General features: G+C 67.8%; 15 protein-coding genes. 7 read left to right on the forward strand and 8 right to left on the reverse strand.

Translation table 11 applies throughout. From position 1 onward, the window contains the following. Positions 1-82: 82 nt before the first annotated feature. The gene (locus D3874_RS08205) at positions 83-502 is read right to left on the reverse strand and encodes a CoA-binding protein (RefSeq protein WP_119777647.1); all 420 of its coding nucleotides are present in this window, start codon (positions 500-502) and stop codon (positions 83-85) included. Positions 503-1023: 521 nt separating this feature from the next. Beyond that, complete coding sequence (locus D3874_RS08210; protein WP_119777648.1) at positions 1024-1272, reverse strand: hypothetical protein; 249 nt, start codon at positions 1270-1272, stop codon at positions 1024-1026. Between D3874_RS08210 and D3874_RS08215 the strand changes: the two genes are divergently transcribed. Then, the gene (locus D3874_RS08215) at positions 1255-2211 is read left to right on the forward strand and encodes a hypothetical protein (RefSeq protein ID WP_147385572.1); all 957 of its coding nucleotides are present in this window, start codon (positions 1255-1257) and stop codon (positions 2209-2211) included. The genes D3874_RS08210 and D3874_RS08215 overlap by 18 nt on opposite strands. 312 nt (positions 2212-2523) lie before the next feature. Here the strand turns inward: D3874_RS08215 and D3874_RS08220 are convergent, their stop codons facing one another. The 4 genes from D3874_RS08220 to D3874_RS08235 all read right to left on the reverse strand — a co-directional run bounded on the left by D3874_RS08220 (position 2524) and on the right by D3874_RS08235 (position 7914). After that, the gene (locus D3874_RS08220) at positions 2524-3276 is read right to left on the reverse strand and encodes a DsbA family protein (RefSeq protein ID WP_119777650.1); all 753 of its coding nucleotides are present in this window, start codon (positions 3274-3276) and stop codon (positions 2524-2526) included. 33 nt (positions 3277-3309) lie between these two features. Beyond that, positions 3310-3612 (reverse strand): tetratricopeptide repeat protein, encoded by a 303-nt coding sequence (locus D3874_RS08225; RefSeq protein WP_147385573.1) that lies wholly within the window; start codon positions 3610-3612, stop codon positions 3310-3312. Between the two features lie 23 nt (positions 3613-3635). Then, positions 3636-4688: a M48 family metallopeptidase gene (locus D3874_RS08230; protein ID WP_119777652.1), complete on the reverse strand. Its 1053-nt coding sequence runs from the start codon at positions 4686-4688 to the stop codon at positions 3636-3638. A 208-nt stretch (positions 4689-4896) separates the two neighbouring features. Then, complete coding sequence (locus D3874_RS08235; RefSeq protein WP_119777653.1) at positions 4897-7914, reverse strand: Rne/Rng family ribonuclease; 3018 nt, start codon at positions 7912-7914, stop codon at positions 4897-4899. Between the two features lie 521 nt (positions 7915-8435). On the opposite strand from D3874_RS08235, the gene D3874_RS08240 reads away from it, so the two are divergent. The 6 genes from D3874_RS08240 (at position 8436) to D3874_RS08265 (ending at position 14913) form a co-directional block, all read left to right on the forward strand. Beyond that, complete coding sequence (locus tag D3874_RS08240; RefSeq protein ID WP_119777654.1) at positions 8436-8762, forward strand: DMT family protein; 327 nt, start codon at positions 8436-8438, stop codon at positions 8760-8762. Positions 8763-8825: 63 nt separating this feature from the next. Continuing rightward, a complete protein-coding gene (locus D3874_RS08245) occupies positions 8826-9122 on the forward strand; it encodes a toxin-antitoxin system TumE family protein (protein WP_119777655.1) in 297 nt (98 codons plus the stop codon). Next, positions 9103-9453 carry an HVO_A0114 family putative DNA-binding protein gene (locus D3874_RS08250; protein ID WP_119777656.1) on the forward strand — a complete coding sequence of 117 codons (351 nt, stop codon included), beginning with the start codon at positions 9103-9105 and terminating at the stop codon, positions 9451-9453. Before D3874_RS08245 ends, D3874_RS08250 begins: the two co-directional genes overlap by 20 nt. 119 nt (positions 9454-9572) lie before the next feature. Beyond that, positions 9573-12068, forward strand: coding sequence for a penicillin-binding protein 1A (locus D3874_RS08255; RefSeq protein ID WP_233559876.1), 2496 nt, complete (start codon positions 9573-9575; stop codon positions 12066-12068). Positions 12069-12128: 60 nt separating this feature from the next. Beyond that, positions 12129-13257, forward strand: a protein-coding gene (prfB, locus tag D3874_RS08260; RefSeq protein ID WP_119777658.1) for a peptide chain release factor 2 whose coding sequence is annotated in 2 segments (ribosomal slippage) — positions 12129-12197 and positions 12199-13257 — 1128 coding nt in all. Because the reading frame shifts where the segments join, the coding sequence is not laid out codon by codon here. 78 nt (positions 13258-13335) lie between these two features. Next, on the forward strand, positions 13336-14913 hold the full coding sequence (locus D3874_RS08265) for an alginate O-acetyltransferase AlgX-related protein (protein ID WP_147385574.1): 1578 nt from the start codon (positions 13336-13338) through the stop codon (positions 14911-14913). Here the strand turns inward: D3874_RS08265 and D3874_RS08270 are convergent. Both D3874_RS08270 and D3874_RS30120 read right to left on the reverse strand, forming a co-directional pair. Continuing rightward, a complete protein-coding gene (locus D3874_RS08270; protein ID WP_119777660.1) occupies positions 14900-15310 on the reverse strand; it encodes a bactofilin family protein in 411 nt (136 codons plus the stop codon). The two genes, D3874_RS08265 and D3874_RS08270, sit on opposite strands and share 14 nt — an antisense overlap. Further along, the gene (locus D3874_RS30120) at positions 15282-16574 is read right to left on the reverse strand and encodes a M23 family metallopeptidase (RefSeq protein WP_147385575.1); all 1293 of its coding nucleotides are present in this window, start codon (positions 16572-16574) and stop codon (positions 15282-15284) included. The genes D3874_RS08270 and D3874_RS30120 overlap by 29 nt, the downstream gene beginning before the upstream one ends. Positions 16575-16618: the final 44 nt, after the last annotated feature.

The following is a 16618-nucleotide window of genomic DNA, read 5'->3' on the forward strand; positions in this document are numbered from 1 at the left end:
TTCTGACGATGGATTCGCCGCCGCGTCCAGTTTTTTGCGCAATCGTTCTGTTTATCTTTTATGATTACCGGTAAAAACTTGTTCAAATACCCAGGCGGGGGATCTCGATGGCCGGGCAGCGATCCATGACCACCCGCAGGCCCGCCGCCTCGGCCTTCAGGCGGGCGTCTTCATGGGCGAGGCCCAGTTGCATCCAGACGGTCTTGGCGCCGATGGCGATGGCCTCGTCGACGACGCCGGGAATGGCCGAGACCTCGCGGAAAATATCGACCATGTCCACCGGCTCGGTGATGTCGGCCAGCCTGGCGACGGCCGGCTGGCCCAGGATTTCCTTGCCGGCCTGGCCGGGATTGACCGGGATCACGCGGTAGCCCCGGCGCAGCAGGAAGCCCATCACCTCGTTGGCCGGGCGGGCCGGATTCGGGCTGGCGCCGACCAGGGCGATGGTCTTTGTCTGGGTCAGGATCTGGCGGATGGCGTCGGTGTCGCGGGGATAGGGCATGGCGTTCTCCGTTGGGGTCCGAGTTGAGCGTGCCGGCCGCGCCGGCGTCAACCGCTGTGCGCGTCATCACAGATCGTCTACACTGCGCCTCCCTTGGCGGAACCGGCTTCCAGCGGGCACGTTTCTTAGGCGATCATGACGCTCGTCGCGACCACACGGACCGATCGGGTCCGCCCTCTCGAAGTAGCCGGACGGCCGGTTTCCGCCGCCCAGGCGGGTATCGTCGCCCATGTTTCGGCGCGCCTGGGGCCGGATCACGCCGCGCTTTTTGCCCGGCCGGCCGAATCAGGCGCCTTCACCGAATGGCACACGACGGCCAATGGCCAGATCCGGCGCTTCGTCGATCTGCCCCCGGCCGAACGCGACGCGGTGCAGACCCGGCTGGGCCGCCTGGTCGGCACCTTGCGGGGCGAGGCGGCACGCCTGGTCGACGGTGCCGACGAGGGCGAGCGCGCCTTGGGCGAGGAGCTTGCCGCGGCCCTGGAAATCCCCGGCCTCGACCGCGTCTATCTGGTCGGCGATCAGCCGGTCCTGACCGATTGGGGCAGCCTGGCCCTCGACCCGACCGGCCGCGGCCAGGTCGCGCCGCGCGGCCTGCTGTTCAGCTTCGCGCCTGTCATCGCGCCGCCGCCCGTCGCCGCGGCGGCAGGTATGGCCGCCGCTGCCACCGGGCCGGTTGTTGCCGGCCAGGCGGCCGGGGCAGGGGCCGCGACCATGGCTGCCGTATCCGCGGCGCCGGCGGTCCGCTCGCCATGGACCTGGCCGGTCATCGTCACCCTGGTCGCCCTGGCGCTGCTGTTCCTGGGGTTCTTGGGGTCTGGGCCTATCAGCGCGGCTGGCTGTCCAGCTTCTTCGGCCAGCCGGCGCTGGTCTGCGAAGTGCCGGAAGGCGAGGTCGAGATCGCCGCCGAGCTTCAGGCGCTGGAAGGCCACGAGCAGGTCCTGCGCCGCCAGTTGGCCGATCTGGAGCGCCGCCTGGCCGAGAAGGCGGCGGCCTGCCAGCCCGCCATTCCCGCCACGCCGCCCCAGCAGCCGGCAACCCCGCCCGAACCCACGCCCCCGCCCGAACCCACGCCGCGGCCCGAGCCGCCGCCCGAACCAACCCCGCCGCCGCCGGCCGAGCCCCCGCCGACCCCGACTCCGCCACCAACCCCGCCGCCTCGTGCCGAGACGCCACCGCCGGAGTCGCGTCAGGTCACCGAGGATCGTCGCCGGGTCGAGGAAAGGGGCGGCCACAAGGGGCGGCTGGAATTCATCCTGGCCTGGGACAATACCGCCGATCTCGACCTCCATGTGGTCTGCCCGGCGGGCCAGCTGATCTGGTCGCGCGAACCGCGCAATTGCGGCGGCGAGTTGGACATCGATGCCAACGGCTATGCCAATTCGGGCGGCCTGCGCATGGTCCAGGACCCGGTCGAACACGTCACCTTCACCGGCAACCCGCCCCTGGGCGACTACCGCGTTCTGGTCCGCATCTATCCCGATCCCGACAAGCCGCGGCCGTCCTCGTCGCCTTACCGCCTGACCGTGCTCTACGACGGCAAGGTGATCGCCGAGCGCACCGGCTCGATCAGCAACCCGTCCGGCGGCGGCGGTGGCGGCGGGCCGACCCTGACCATTCCGGGCCTGGGCGACATTCTCGGCGGTGGCGGCGCGGTACCCTACCGGGAACAGCCCATCACCACCGTCAAGGTCCCGCCGCCGGCCTGATCACGGCCATCAGGCGCAACCCCCGACATCCGGCGCAACCCCCGACATCGTCATTCCGGCGCAGGCCGGAATCCATTGCGACATCTCGTGCTGCCCCAGGATGGATCCCGGCCTGCGCCGGGATGACGCTTGTGGTTGCATGGAGACTGCGGGCTGCCGGCGAATCGCCTGGTGCAACCCCGCGCCATCATCACCCCTTGACGTCATTCCGGCGCAGGCCGGAATCCATGGCGACATCTCGTGCTGCCCCAAGATGGATCCCGGCCTGCGCCGGGATGACGATGGTGGTTACGTGACGTCTGGTGCTGCCGCTCAGCAGGTCCCGGTGCAGGCGGCGCGGGCCTCGGCGACCAGTTTCTTCAGGGTCTCGAGGTCTATCGCGCCGGGCACCAGATTGTCGCCGATGATGAAGCTGGGGGTGCCGTTGATCGCCAGCTTCTCCGCCAGGGCATGGGCATCGTCGATCTGGGTGGCGATCTCGGGCTTGCTCATGCCGGCCTTCAGCGCGGCCGTATCAAGGCCGACCGACTTGGCCACTTCCATGATCTTGTCTTCGCTCAGCGCGCCGCGGGTGGCGATCAGCGCTTCGTGAAAGGCGGCGTACTTGCCCTGCGGGACCGAGGCGATGGCGGCGCGGCTGGCGAGCACCGAATCCGGCCCCAGGATCGGGAATTCCTTCAGCACGACGCGCAGGCGGGGCTCGGCCTTGATCAGTTCCATCAGGATCGGCTGGGCCTGCTTGCAATAGCCGCAGCGATAATCGAAGAACTCGACCAGGGTGACGTCGCCATTGGGGTCGCCCAGCACCTGGTCGCGCGGGTCGCGGATGAGCTTGTCGCGCAGGCCGGCGATCTGGCCCTTGGCCTGTTCGGCGCGGGCGGCTTCCTGTTTCGCTTCCAGGCCCTGGACCGCCTCGATGATCACCTCGGGGTGTTCCATCAGATAAGCTTTGACGATGTCGCGGATTTCCTGCTGCGCCTTGCTGTCGAAGGTCTCGGCCGCGGCGGGCAGGGGGCTGGCCGCCAGGAGGCCCAGGGCAAGGCCGGAAGCAATCAAGCGACGCATCAGATAACTCCGTTCATGGTGCCCGGCGGCCGCTCAGTTGCGGTCCCGCCACAGGCGCAAGGACAGTTCGCGGACGTCGGCGGCGCGCAGGGCGCCGGGCGAGCCCACCGGCAGCAATTGCTCGGCCCGCTGCGCCTGCTGGAAGGCGTCGTCGAGCTTGCCCGTCAGCAGGAAGCGTTCGGCCGAGGCCAACGCGGCCAGGCCGATGTCGCCGCGCCGGCCATAGGCGATGGCAAGCTGATACCATGCCATGGAATTGTCGGGATCGTCGCGGGTCGCGATCTCCAGTGCCTGGATCGCCTGGGCCGCCAGTTTGGGGTCCTCAGTCGCGATCATCGCGCTGGCGAGGCCGACGCGGATCAACGGTTCGCCGGGGCATACTTGACCGCCAGCGTGTAGGGCTCGATCGATTCGGCCACCTTGCCGTTTTCCAGCAGGCCCTGACCCTTGAGCTCCAGCAGATAGGGGTCGTTGGGATAGCTGGCCAGCAGGGCGTCGATCTCGGCGACGAAGGCCGGCACATCGGGCTTGCGGTACAGCGCGACGACGCGGGCATAGCGATCGGCGACCGTCGTCGATTTCGAGGAGGTGCGCCGCAGGGTGACTTCCGGGTTGTCGATATAGCCGCGCAGCTTGCCCTGGATGCGCGCCAGCATCTCGACATATTTCGGCGCGGCCGCCGAATCGACATAGGGCGACTGGTTGGTCCGGGTTTCCAGCGCCGCCACCCGTTCAGGGGTCAGCGGGTGGGTGTAGACATAGGGGTTCTGATTGCTGCGCAGGCGCAACTGGTCGCGCTCGATCAATTGCAGGAATTCGCCCAGTCCGCGCGAGGTGATGTGCAGCTTGTCGAGGAACGACACGGCCGCCTGATCGGCCGAGGATTCCTGGGTGCGGGAATATTGCAGGAAGCTGCGCTGGGCGATCTGGGCGCCGCCCATCATCACGGCCGCACCCGCCTGGCCGCCACCGCCCAGGATGGCGACGGCGCCCAGCACCGTGGCGATGATCTGCTGGATCGTGGCGTTGCGCAGGGCTTCGGTGCTGCGCACCAGGTGGCCGCCCGCGATATGGCCGGTCTCGTGGGCGATCACGCCCATCAACTGCTCGGGCGTGCTGACCGCCAGCAGGGTGCCGGTATAGAGGAACAGGTTCTGCCCGCCTGCCACGAAGGCGTTGAGCGTGGGGTCCTGGATCAGGATGATGCGCACGGCATCGTCTTCCAGGCCGGCGGCCTCGAAGATCGGCTTGGCCATGTCGCGGATATAGGTCTCGATCTCGGCGTCGCGGATGAGCTGCAGCGACGGCCGCGCCTGCTGTGCGGCTGCCGGCACGATGGCCGTCAGAAACAGGAGCAGGGCGGCTGCGAGTGCGAAAGGACGGCGGTGACGAAGGCGTTGCGGCGACGACAAGTCTGCTTCTCCGAGTGATGCCTTCCTGAGCCCGGCGCAGACCCTAGCACAAATCGCGGGAAGGGGCGCATGCCAGCCGCAGAAAGGCCCGACAGCCTACGGCTGGCAGCAGAACGTGGCTATTTTAGGACGGCGTCGACGCTATCACGGAGAATCGAAAGGCGCAGCCCTGGATAGAGCTGCGCCTTTCATTTCCCGGATGAGTCGATCAGTTGCCGAAGCGGCGTTGCCACCAGCCGCGGCGCGGCGCCGGCTTGGGCGCGTCGGGATCGACGGTTGACGGTTCGGCCGCGGTGGTGATGGTTTCCACCGGCTTGTTCACAGGTTCCTCGTGCAGGTGCCCGATGCTCATGGCTTCCGCCGAGACGGGCTCGTCGCTGCCTTCCACTTCGGGGCTGACCGCCTCGGGGAACAAGGGGGCGTCGGGCGTCAGCAGCGGCCGGGCATAGGACACGGGTTCGGCGACCAAGGCCTCGACCGGGGCGTCGACGATCTCGATCGTCGTCACCGTCGGGACAGTTTCAGGGGCCGGGGCATCGTCGGGCGCGGGGGCCGCGGCCTCGGTGCTGCCTTCGGCGATTTCCGTGCCGTCCTCGTTGCGCCGGCGGCGACCGCCGCGGCGACCACGCCGGCGCCGGCGGGGGCGGTCGTCGTCACCGGTGGCGGCGGCGTCGGTCCCGCCTTCGCCCTCGGCGTCGCCTTCGCCGTCATCGTCGCCATCCGCATCGGACTCGGCCGCAACCGCCTCGCCGCTGGGCAGGCTGGTGGCGGGCGCCTCGCCCTCGGCCTCGCCCTCGTCGTCATCGCCGTCGGCCGCGTCTTCGCCGCCCTTGGCATTCTCGGCACCGTCAGGCGCACCATCACGATCGCGCCCGCCGCGGCGACGGCGGCGGCGGCGGCGCTTGCCACCATCCTTGCCGTCCTTGTCTTGTTCGCCCGTCTTGGCCGTTGCCGGTTCGGCGGCGGGGGCCTCGGCCTCGATCTCGGGCTCGTCGACCTCGACCTCTTCCTCGACCACGTCCTCGTCGAGGTCGGGCATGGGGAACGAGCCCGAACGCACCGCGACCACCTGCTCGGGGATGGGCACGGTGCGATTGGCCAGCCGGTCGATCCGGTAGTCCGGCGCGATCAGGCTCTCGTCGATCTCGACATAGATCTTGAAATCGTAGCGCTGCTCCAGCGAATTCAGGGCATCGCGTTTGTTGTTGAAGATATAGAGCGCGATGGCGGGCGGCATCTTCACCGCGATCTTGGAGGCGCGCTCGCGCATGCCCTCGTCCTCGATGCCGCGCAGGACGTGCAGCGCCGTCGACTCGGTCGAGCGCACCAGGCCGATGCCGCGGCAATGGGCGCAGGTGACGGTCGAGCCTTCCAGCAGGCTGGGGCGCAGCCGCTGGCGCGACATTTCGAGCAGGCCGAAGGGCGAGATCCGGCCGATCTGGATGCGGGCACGGTCGGACTTCAGGCAGTCCTTCATCTTGCGTTCGACCGCGCGGGCATTGCGCTGGTCTTCCATATCGATGAAGTCGATGACCACCAGGCCGGCCAGGTCGCGCAGGCGCAACTGCCGGGCGATTTCCTCGGCCGCTTCCAGGTTGGTCTTGGTCGCCGTCTCTTCGATGTTGTGCTCGCGCGTGGCGCGGCCCGAGTTGACGTCGATCGAGACCAGCGCCTCGGTCGGGTTGATGACGATATAGCCGCCCGAGCGCAGGTGGACGGTCGGGTTGAACATCTGGTCCAACTGCGTCTCGATCTGGGCGCGGTGGAACAGCGGCACGCGGTCCTTGTAGAGCTGGACGACCTTGGCGTGGCTGGGGATCAGCATCCGCATGAAGTCCTTGGCCTGGCGATAACCATCCTCGCCGTCGACCAGGATCTCCTCGATGTCCTTGCTGTAGAGGTCGCGGATCACCCGCTTGATCAGGTTGCCTTCCTCGTAGACCAGCGCGGGCGCGGCCGACTTGAGGGTGAGCTCGCGCACCGAATCCCACATGCGCAGCAGATATTCGTAGTCGCGCTTGATCTCGGGCTTGGTCCGGTTCAGGCCGGCGGTGCGCACGATCACGCTCATGCCCTTGGGCAGTTCGAGCTCCGAGGTGATCGACTTCAGGCGCTTGCGGTCGGCCGGGTTCTGGATCTTCCGGCTGATACCGCCGCCACGCGGGGAATTGGGCATCAGCACGCAATAGCGGCCGGCCAGCGACAGGTAGGTGGTGAGCGCCGCGCCCTTGTTGCCGCGCTCTTCCTTCACGACCTGGACCAGCATGATCTGCCGGCGCTTGATCACTTCCTGGATCTTGTAGCTGCGGCGCGGGCGGAAGCGGGGACGGGGCGGGGCCTCTTCCTCGTGATGGCGGGTCTGCTCGGGGACCACCGCCGGGGCAATGGTCTCGTCGACCGGGGCGGCCTCTTCGCCGGGGGCGAAGGGGGCTTCGGCCTGTTCGGGTTCGGCCTGTTCGAGCTCGGCCGGTGCCGCTTCGACTGGCGCGGCTTCGACCGTCTCGGCCGACGGTTCGGCCAGGGGCTCGGGGCTTGCCACCTCGGCCTCGACCGGTGCGGGCTGCGCGACCTCGCCTGCCTCGACCGGCGCGGGCTGGGCCACTTCGCCCTCCTCGGCCGGTGCCGGCTGGGCGACTTCGGCGTCCTGCTTGGGGACGACGGCCAGGGTGTCGGGGTCGCCCTCGAGCACCGGGTCGTTGAAGTCGGCATCAGCCGCCATGCGGTGATTGTCGGGGTCCTCGTCGCCGTTGTCGGCGTCGTCCGACCCCTCGCCATTGTCGTCGGCACCGACACCGATGACTTCCGTCGCGGTGTCGACTTCGACGACTTCGATCAGGCCGGAATCGTCGTCTTCCTCGGCATGGGCGGCGGCCTCTTCGAACGACTCCGCGCTGCCCTCGGGCAGTTCCTCGTCGTCGTCATCGTCTTCCTCGGCATGGGCGGCGGCTTCTTCGTCGAGCAGCGCCTGCCGGTCGGCGACCGGAATCTGGTAGTAGTCGGGATGGATCTCGCTGAAAGCCAGGAACCCGTGCCGGTTGCCGCCATATTCGACGAAGGCCGCCTGCAGCGACGGCTCTACGCGGGTGACCTTGGCAAGGTAGATGCTGCCTTTGAGTTGCTTCTTGTTCGCCGATTCAAAATCGAATTCTTCAAGGCGATTGCCGCGAACCACGACCACCCGGGTTTCTTCCGGGTGGGTGGCATCGATGAGCATACGGGTTGCCATCAGGTGAATCTCCTCGACCCCGGGCGGACGCCTGCGCGAAGAGCGGCGGGAGCCTCAGGATCGGTTGGTTGGTGCAAAGTGGAGCGCGCCCGCCTGCCGGGTCATGCCGTGTGGTCGACCACACGGCCAGCGGCATCGGGCGCGAGGAAATACGGCCGGCACCGTGGTGCCGACGAGAGAGCGCTGCTCGCGAACCACCCAACCCACTAGCGACAGCCCGACCCATGGCAGCGCCATGGTAGCTTGCTTGTAATGTGGCCTGTGGGCGGTTGGATGACACGAGCTGAAACTTGTCTTTGAGCAGGGTGAACGTCGTTGCGCAGACACCGAATGTCGCATCCGGCGCATCAGGAGGCCTGGGGCTTTCGAGCCGCCTGGCCGATTCGACCGTTCCGGGAGCGACAAGCCCGACCGAATGACAGTTTCGGGTCGGTGCCTGATCTTCGCGCGGCCGATGATATCGATAGCTTGCGGGCGCGGCAATGATTATCCCCGTACAGCGTTAACCGGAGGTTTCATTCGTGTGGACGGTGCTGTTGCTGGTCGGCTCGAACGTGTTCATGACCTTTGCCTGGTACGGGCATCTCAAATTCACCGACCAGCCGCTGTGGAAGGTGGTCCTGGTGAGCTGGGGCATCGCCTTCTTCGAGTATTGCCTGATGGTGCCGGCCAACCGGATCGGCTACGGCGAATTCTCGGCGGCCCAGCTCAAGACCATCCAGGAGGTCGTCACTCTGGTCGTTTTCGCCGTCTTTTCAGTGGCCTACCTGGGCGAGGCGCTGCGCTGGAACCACCTGGCCGCCTTCGCCTGCCTGGTCGGCGCGGTGTTTTTCATGTTCCAGCGGTAGTGTGAGGGAGCGGGGCTATCGCCGCCGTTGACATCGGCCGGTCGTGTTGTAATTGTTTACAACGTGAAAGCCGTCTTGCTCTACAAGCGCCGTCATGTTCTGGCCGAAAACGCCTTCGCCGAACTGGTGTTGTGGCGGCTGCCGGCACCCGTGCCGCCCAGCCCGCACGGGCTCAAGTATCGGCTGGCCTATGTGGTCGACGGCGTTTGCGTGCTGCGTTACGACAACGAGCGCGGCAAGGGCGACCACCGGCATTTCGGCGACGTGGAATCGGCCTACGCCTTTTCCGATCCCGAAACCCTGCTGGCCGATTTCTGGGCTGATGTCGCGAGGTGGAACGATGAAAACCGTGGTTCTTGAAGTGATGTCCGCCGAAGACGCGACCGCGGATTTCCTGCGCGCCTGGAAGAGCGGCCAAGGCGATGGGGCCGAACACATCGGTTTCGCCACGCCGGAACTGCTGTGGAAGGTACTGACCGCCAAGCGGTGGGAGTTGCTCAAGGCCATGGCCGGCGCAGGGCCCCTTGGCGTGCGAGAACTGGCACGGCGCGCGGGCCGTGACGTGAAAGGCGTGCACACCGATGCGATGAAGCTCGCCCAGGCAGGCGTCATCGAGCGGACGAGCGACGGCAAGTTGCTGTTTCCCTACGAGCGGGTTGACGTGCGCTTCAGCCTGAACGCGGCGGCTTAGGGCGAGATAGACGAGGCGGCAGAGTCACAGTGATGCAGGGCTGCCACAGCCACGCCATATTCACGGACCAACGTGCCCATCGGTCCTCAATAACGCTATAAGTCGGCGCTGGCGGTCCCATGCAACGGCGTTACATGCGCTTTCTCGGTTTCATTTTCGGTGCGTTCGCGATCCTCGCGATCGTCGGGTTGCTGGCAGTGCTCGGCGCCGTGCATTTCTATTCGCGCGACCTGCCCGACTACCGGCAGCTCGCGGTCTACGAGCCGCCGGTCACCACGCGCCTGCACGCCGGCGACGGTTCGCTGCTGGCTGAATATGCCCGCGAGCGCCGCCTGTTCGTGCCCATCACCGCCATTCCGCCCCAGGTCATCGGCGCCTTCCTCTCGGCCGAGGACAAGAGCTTCTACGAGCATGGCGGCATCGATTTCTCGGGCGTGATCCGCGCCCTGTTCACCAACCTGCGCAACATGGGCAGCGATCGCCGGCCGGTCGGCGCCTCGACCATCACCCAGCAGGTGGCCAAGAACTTCCTCCTCGGCAACGAGGTCTCCTACGGCCGCAAGATCCGCGAGGCGATCTTGACCTTCAGGATCGAACGCACCTTCTCCAAGGACCGGATTCTCGAACTCTATCTCAACGAGATCTACCTCGGCATGGGCTCCTACGGCGTCGCCGCCGCCTCGCTCAACTATTTCGACAAGCCGCTCGACAAGCTTTCGGTCGCCGAGATCGCCTATCTGGCGGCGCTGCCCAAGGCACCGTCCAACTATCACCCGATCAAGCAGCGCGAAGCCGCGACGACCAGGCGCAACTGGGTGCTGGACCGCATGTACGAGGACGGGCGCATCACCCAGGAACAGTGGCAGGAGGCCAAGGCCACGCCCCTGACCGTGCGTGACGCCAGCCAGGGCAACACCACCCGCGCCGATTATTTCGCCGAGGAAGTGCGCCGCGAGATCGTCTCGCTCTATGGCGATGCCGCGCTCTATGAAGGCGGCCTCAGCGTGCGCACCAGCATCGATCCGGCGATGCAGGCCCTGGCCGAGAAGGCGCTGCGTGAAGGCCTGATCGATTACGACCGCCGCCACGGCTGGCGCGGCCCGATCACCCGCATCGACGCCGCCACCGACTGGCTGGCGGCCTTGCGCGAAGTGCCGATTCCGCCGGGCCTAATAGTGCCGGGGATCAAGCCCTGGCGCATGGCGGTGGTGCTGTCGAGCGATGCCAAGGCGGCGTCGATCGGCCTGCTCGACGGCGCCAAGGGCACGATCCCCCTGAGCGAGCTGACCTGGGCGCGGCCGACCACCGCCAACCAGGGTGTGGGCGGTGCGCCGCGCAAGCCCGGCGACGTGTTCAAGGTGGGCGATGTCGTCGCCGTCGAGGAACTGAAGGCGGGCGAGGGTGTCTTTGGCCTGCGCCAGATCCCCAATGTCGGCGGCGCCCTGGTGGCGCTCGACCCCCATACCGGCCGTGTCCTGGCCATGGTCGGGGGCTGGTCCTACAACGAGAGCCAGTTCAACCGCGCGACCCAGGCCCTGCGCCAGCCCGGTTCGACCTTCAAGCCCTTCGTCTATGCGACCGCCCTTGAATCCGGCCTGACCCCCTCCACCCTGGTGATGGATTCGCCCTTCGTCGCCGACCAGGGGCCGGGCATGCCGCCGTGGCGGCCGGCCAACTACGGCCATGATTTCTTAGGCGCCATCACCCTGCGGGTCGCGCTGGAGAAATCGCGCAACCTGGTGACCGCGCGCCTGGCCTATTACCTGGGCATCGACAAGGTGAAGGCCCTGGCCGAACGCTTCGGCGTGGTCATCGACCTGCCGCCTTACCTCGCCATGTCGCTGGGGGCGGGCGAGACCACCTTGCTGCGCATGACCGCGGCCTATGGCCAGTTCGTCAACGGCGGCAAGAAGATCACCCCCAGCTTCATCGACCGGGTCCAGGACCGCCGCGGCCGCACGGTCTTCAAGCACGACATGCGCCCGTGCGAGGGTTGCGGCGCCACCAGCTTCTCGGACCAGGCGCCGCCGGTCATTCCCGACAACCGGCCCGAGGTGATCGACGCCGGCACCGCCTATCAGATGGTCTCGATCCTCCAGGGCGTGGTCGAGCGGGGCACCGGCGGCCGGGTTCGCGCCGTGGGCAAGCCGATCGCAGGCAAGACCGGCACCTCGAACGACAGCAAGGACGTCTGGTTCATCGGCTTCTCGCCCGATCTGGTCGCCGGCGTCTTCGTCGGCTTCGACCAGCCGCGTACCCTGGGCGGCAAGGAGACGGGCGGCGTGGTCGCGGCGCCGATCTTCCGCGACTTCATGAAGGCGGCCCTGGCCGACAAGCCGGGCATACCGTTCCGCATTCCGCCGGGCCTGCGCTTCGTGCGCGTGAACCCGGCCACCGGTGCGCCCGCCGGCCCCGGCGAGCGGGCGATCTTCGAAGCCTTCAAGCCCGGCACCGAGCCCTTCGGTTCGCGCCCGGTGCTCGACGGTTCGGCCGACGGCAGCTTCACCATGGACGGCTTCGGCAACGACAGCGACTTCCTGGGGGCCATCGGCGCGCCGTCGCCGGGCGGCGGCGCACCGGCCGCGGGCGACAGCGCGACCGGCGGGCTCTATTGAGTTGATCGGGGCGGCCGTTCCCGGCTATACCGTGCGACCCCATCACGAGTGCTAGAACCCATGCGCGCCGACGTCGAATCCCTGCAAGCCGAGATCAAGCAGTCGTTGGAACTGCTGAGGAGGCATCTTTGACTGGGACGTTGCCAACGTCCGCCTGGACGAGCTGAACGCCCGGGTCGAAGACCCCAGCCTGTGGAACGATCCCACAGAAGCGCAGAAGATCATGCGCGAGCGCACCCGCCTGGAAGATGCGATCGGCGCCTATCGCCGGCTCGAGGCGGAATTGCGCGACACCCTCGATCTGGCCGAGATGGCCGAAGCCGAGGGGGACGAGACCATGGTCGACGACGCCGTCACCACGCTGCGCGGCCTGCGCGACGATGCGGCCGGGGCGGAAGTGAAGGCGCTGCTCTCGGGCGAGGCCGATGCCAATGACAGCTATCTCGAAGTCAACGCCGGTGCCGGTGGCACCGAGGCCCAGGACTGGGCCGAGATGCTGCTGCGCATGTATACCCGCTGGGCCGAGCAGCACGGCTACAAGGTCGAGTTGATGGAAGACAGCGCCGGGGAACAGGCCGGCATCAAGAGCGCCACCATCATGGTCAAGGGCTTGAACGCCTATGGCTGGATGAAGACCGAGTCGGGCGTGCACCGCTTGGTGCGCATTTCGCCCTTCGATTCAAACGCCCGGCGCCAGACCAGCTTTGCCAGCGTCTGGGTCTACCCGGTGGTCGACGACACGATCGAGGTCGAGATCCTGGACAAGGACCTGCGCATCGACACCTATCGCGCCTCGGGCGCCGGCGGCCAGCACGTCAACAAGACAGACTCGGCCATCCGCATCACCCACATGCCCACCGGCATCGTGGTCGCCTGCCAGAGCGACCGCTCGCAGCACAAGAACCGCTCGCAGGCCATGTCGATGCTCAAAGCCCGCCTCTACGAGCGCGAATTGCAGATCCGCGAGGAAGCGGCCCAGGCCCAGGCGGACGAGAAGACCGCCATCGGCTGGGGCCACCAGATCCGCTCCTACGTGCTGCAGCCCTATCAGATGGTGAAGGACCTGCGCACCGGGGCCGAAACCTCCGACACCCAGGGCGTGCTGAACGGCGATCTCGATCGCTTCATGGCCGCAGCCCTGGCCGCGCGCGTCGAAGGCAGTGGGACCGAGGTCAGCGACCTGGATTGATTTTGCACCGTCTATGCAAGCAGTGTTGACCGCGTCGGGCTAGCGGTTCACGGTCGAGGTGTTCCCGGGGGGAATGCCTTGACCCTATCGACCTTGCCGTTTCCGGTGATGGAGGGACGCGACGACTGGCTCTTCCTGACCGGTCTTCGCGGTCAGGATCACTTTGTCTGGTATCGCCATCCAGAGACCCTGTCGCAGACGGTGTTCCGGCGCATGGCCGCAACCCATCGCCGTCGCCGTGCCGATCTTGCGGCGCTGGGCATTCCCTTCGTTGCCATCGCGCCGCCCGATCCTGCATTCCTGGTCCCCAAAAAGTTGCCGCCGGGCGTGCGCTTCGATCCCGCGAACGGGCCGTACCGGCGCCTGGCGCGGGAACTATCGGCCGCCGAACGCGCGGACTTCGTCTATCCGCTCGAAACGATCCGCAAGGCCCACCACCAGCGCCCCGCCTATCCGCCGGATGATTTTCACTGGACGGCCTGGGGCGCCTATGCCGGCTACCGCGCGCTGATGGCGCGGGTGCGCCGGCACCTGCCCGCGGCGCGCACCGTCGAGGCGGGCGATATCCGGTGGCGCGACGGTGAAGCCCTGGGCCTGCTGGGGGCCCAGGTCCCGGGCAGGCGCGCCGCGAGCGTGCCGATCGCCGACTGTGCCTCGGCGGCGGCGCAGCGGCGGGATACCGTGAGGACCGAAGGCGGCTTGAGTTTTGCCGAGTTCGATGGCGGCGATCCGGCCTTGCCCACGGCGGTGATGTTTCGCGGGTCGTTCACCGTCGCCATGCTGCCGTTCCTGATCCGCTCGTTCCGGCGCTTGATCCTGATCAGGTGCGGCAACCGGATGCTGTTCGACGTGATCGTGCGCGAGCGGCCCGACATCGTCATTCTCGAGCGCGCGGAGTTTGCCTTGGTCCCGCCGGTGACCGACAACCAGGCGGTCGATGAGCAGATCCTGTTCGGGGATCTGCGTTGCCAGGATCTCGATGAAGCGGCGGCCGAATTGGACGTTCGCCGGCTCCTGCATGACGGGGACCATGCGGCGGCGGCGGACAAGGCGGCCATGGTGGCAAGCCGTTGGCCGCAGTCGGCGACCCATCACTATTTTCGCGCCGTCGCCCTCAATGCCGCGGGCCGGCGCGACGAGGCCGCGATGGCGTGCCGGGATGCCCTCTCGCGCGATGGCAGGCTGGCCGCCGGTTACGAGTTGCTGGGTGATATCGCCCGCGCCCAAGGCCAACCCGACGATGCCCTGGGCCACTATCTGCGCGTAATCGACCTGGTTCCCAAGGCGCCCCGGCCGTGGCTGCTGGCCGCGCGGGTCAGCCGGTTTCTGGGCCGGCCGGCGCAGGCGGCGGTTCAGGTCCGGGCGGGGCTGGCCGTCGCCCCCGACGATCCGGCACTTCATGCCGAACTTGCAACGATCCTGCTCGAAGCCGGCCGGCTTGCGGAAGCCCATGCCGAGGTATCGCAGGCACTCCACCTCGACGATGGGGTCATGGCCTTCTGGCAGCTCGCCGCCAGGATTTGTTTCAAGCTCCGGCACTGGGCCGAGGCGGTCGGCTGCCTCGAGCGCTTCGCCGCGCTGTCGCCGAACGGGGAGGGCTTCATCGCCCCGTTCCTGGCGGCCGCCCGCCAGGCGGCGGCAATCAACTGTTCGTGAGCACCAGCGAGGGCTTGGTACCCTCGATCAGCTTGACCGGTTCGGCGCTCGCCGATGGGCGACGCTTGAGATTACCCTCGACGCGGGCGCCGGCTTCGACGCCTAGGCTGTCGTGCAGGATGTCGCCGGTGATGTTGGCAGATGCCGCCAATTCGACAGTGGCGGCGATGATGCGACCCTCGACACGGCCGCGGACGTGGACGGTTTCGGCCCTTATCTCGCCGTTGACCACGCCGTCCTCGCCCAGGGTCAGGGTCCGGCAGGTAATGTCGCCGGTTACGGTGCCGTCGATCTGCAGGTCGCCCGTCGAATTGAGGTTGCCCTCGATCGTCAGGTTCTCGGCAAACAGGGACGGCGGCGTCGGGCGCTTATTTGTCGTCTTGGGTTTGTTGAACATGACGGCCAGCCTCGATGAATGGGATGGGATCACGCGGAACGTCGTCGAGCATCACTTCGTAATGAACATGCGGCCCGGTGGAGCGGCCCGAACTGCCGAGCTTGCCGACCACGTCGCCGGCTTCGAGCTTGTCGCCGACCTTTACCGAGATGCTGCGCAGGTGGGCATAGCGGGTCTCAATCCCGAAGGCATGGCGCACCCGCACGGCGCGGCCATAGGCGCCTTCCCAGCCGGCGTCGACCACTTCGCCCGGTGCCGTCACCTTGACCGGCGTGCCGATCGGGGCGGCAAAGTCGAGCCCGGCATGGAAGGCGGCGCGGCGCCTGAACGGGTCCATGCGCGTGCCAAAGCCGCTGCGCAACTCGTAGTGCGTCAGCGGGGTGGCCAGCGGAATGGCGGGGAGGGCGGCGCGCAGCGTGTCGAGGCGGACGATGCCGCTGGTCAGCAACAGCAGGCGGTCGCGGCTTTCCGGCTTTTCGACGGCGCTGCCGGGCGGCGGGGGCGCCTGGGCCAGTTCGACGAGCGGGCCGCCCTGGCCGGGACCGCCGGTGGGCACGATGCGGCTGAGGTCGAGGCCGGTGCTGCCCAACTGTCCTTCCAGCCTGGTCAGTTCCATGGCGGTCGCCGGGGTCAGGCGGTCGACCAAGGCACCCTGGACCGTCTCGAGGGCAACGATACGGTCACTCAGCGTGGTCGCCCGGCGCTCGGCCTGGGCCAGAAGGTCGCGGGTCGCGCCGGCGGTGCGTTCCATCGCGGCCAGGCGATCCTCGGCCACCTGCAGGCTCTCCAGCAGGCGCCGGCGTTCATCATAGGCGGCCGATAGTTCGAGGCTGAGCGCCGCGCTGTCGTCGGCCATCGCGGGGGCGGCGGCCGGCAGGGCGGGATTGGTGGGGCGGGCCTCGTCGCGGTCGTTCGCCCGCGCCGTCATCTGCTTTTCGAGGATGGTGCGGGCGGCCTCGGCGGCATCGCGCTGGGCGCGCAGGGCGGCGACTTCGCCGTTGAGCTGGGCCTGCCTGGCCAGGTCGGCCTGCAACTGCGCGATGGTCTCGTCACGGCCGTCGTCGGCCGGCCGCATGCTCAAGGTGGTGATGGTGGCGTGGCTGACCCAGCCGAAAGCCGCCAACCCGAGGGCCAGGGCGGAAACCTGGGCGCCACGCGACAGCCTGATCCAGCGCACGCCCCAGGCGTTGCGGATGGCAATCTCGCGGGGCGCGAACCAGGTTCGGCGCGAGGGCAAAGGGCGATGTTTGGCGTCGGGGGACATTGCGACGTCGGGACAGTCTCTGGGGAGGACAGACGCGACATTGG

This window comes from Oleomonas cavernae (assembly GCF_003590945.1).
Taxonomy (GTDB): Bacteria; Pseudomonadota; Alphaproteobacteria; order Zavarziniales; family Zavarziniaceae; genus Zavarzinia; species Zavarzinia cavernae.

Bases quoted from the DNA above. Each gene is read 5' to 3' on its own strand.
- D3874_RS08220 (WP_119777650.1), bottom strand. From the start codon at position 3,276: ATGCGTCGCTTGATTGCTTCCGGCCTTGCCCTGGGCCTCCTGGCGGCC.
- D3874_RS30120 (WP_147385575.1), bottom strand. From the start codon at position 16,574: ATGTCCCCCGACGCCAAACATCGCCCTTTGCCCTCGCGCCGAACCTGG.
- D3874_RS08270 (WP_119777660.1), bottom strand. From the start codon at position 15,310: ATGTTCAACAAACCCAAGACGACAAATAAGCGCCCGACGCCGCCGTCC.
- D3874_RS08210 (WP_119777648.1), bottom strand. From the start codon at position 1,272: ATGACCGGCCAGGTCCATGGCGAGCGGACCGCCGGCGCCGCGGATACG.
- D3874_RS08250 (WP_119777656.1), top strand. From the start codon at position 9,103: ATGAAAACCGTGGTTCTTGAAGTGATGTCCGCCGAAGACGCGACCGCG.
- D3874_RS08205 (WP_119777647.1), bottom strand. From the start codon at position 502: ATGCCCTATCCCCGCGACACCGACGCCATCCGCCAGATCCTGACCCAG.
- D3874_RS08225 (WP_147385573.1), bottom strand. From the start codon at position 3,612: ATGATCGCGACTGAGGACCCCAAACTGGCGGCCCAGGCGATCCAGGCA.
- D3874_RS08235 (WP_119777653.1), bottom strand. From the start codon at position 7,914: ATGGCAACCCGTATGCTCATCGATGCCACCCACCCGGAAGAAACCCGG.
- D3874_RS08215 (WP_147385572.1), top strand. From the start codon at position 1,255: ATGGACCTGGCCGGTCATCGTCACCCTGGTCGCCCTGGCGCTGCTGTT.
- D3874_RS08255 (WP_233559876.1), top strand. From the start codon at position 9,573: ATGCAACGGCGTTACATGCGCTTTCTCGGTTTCATTTTCGGTGCGTTC.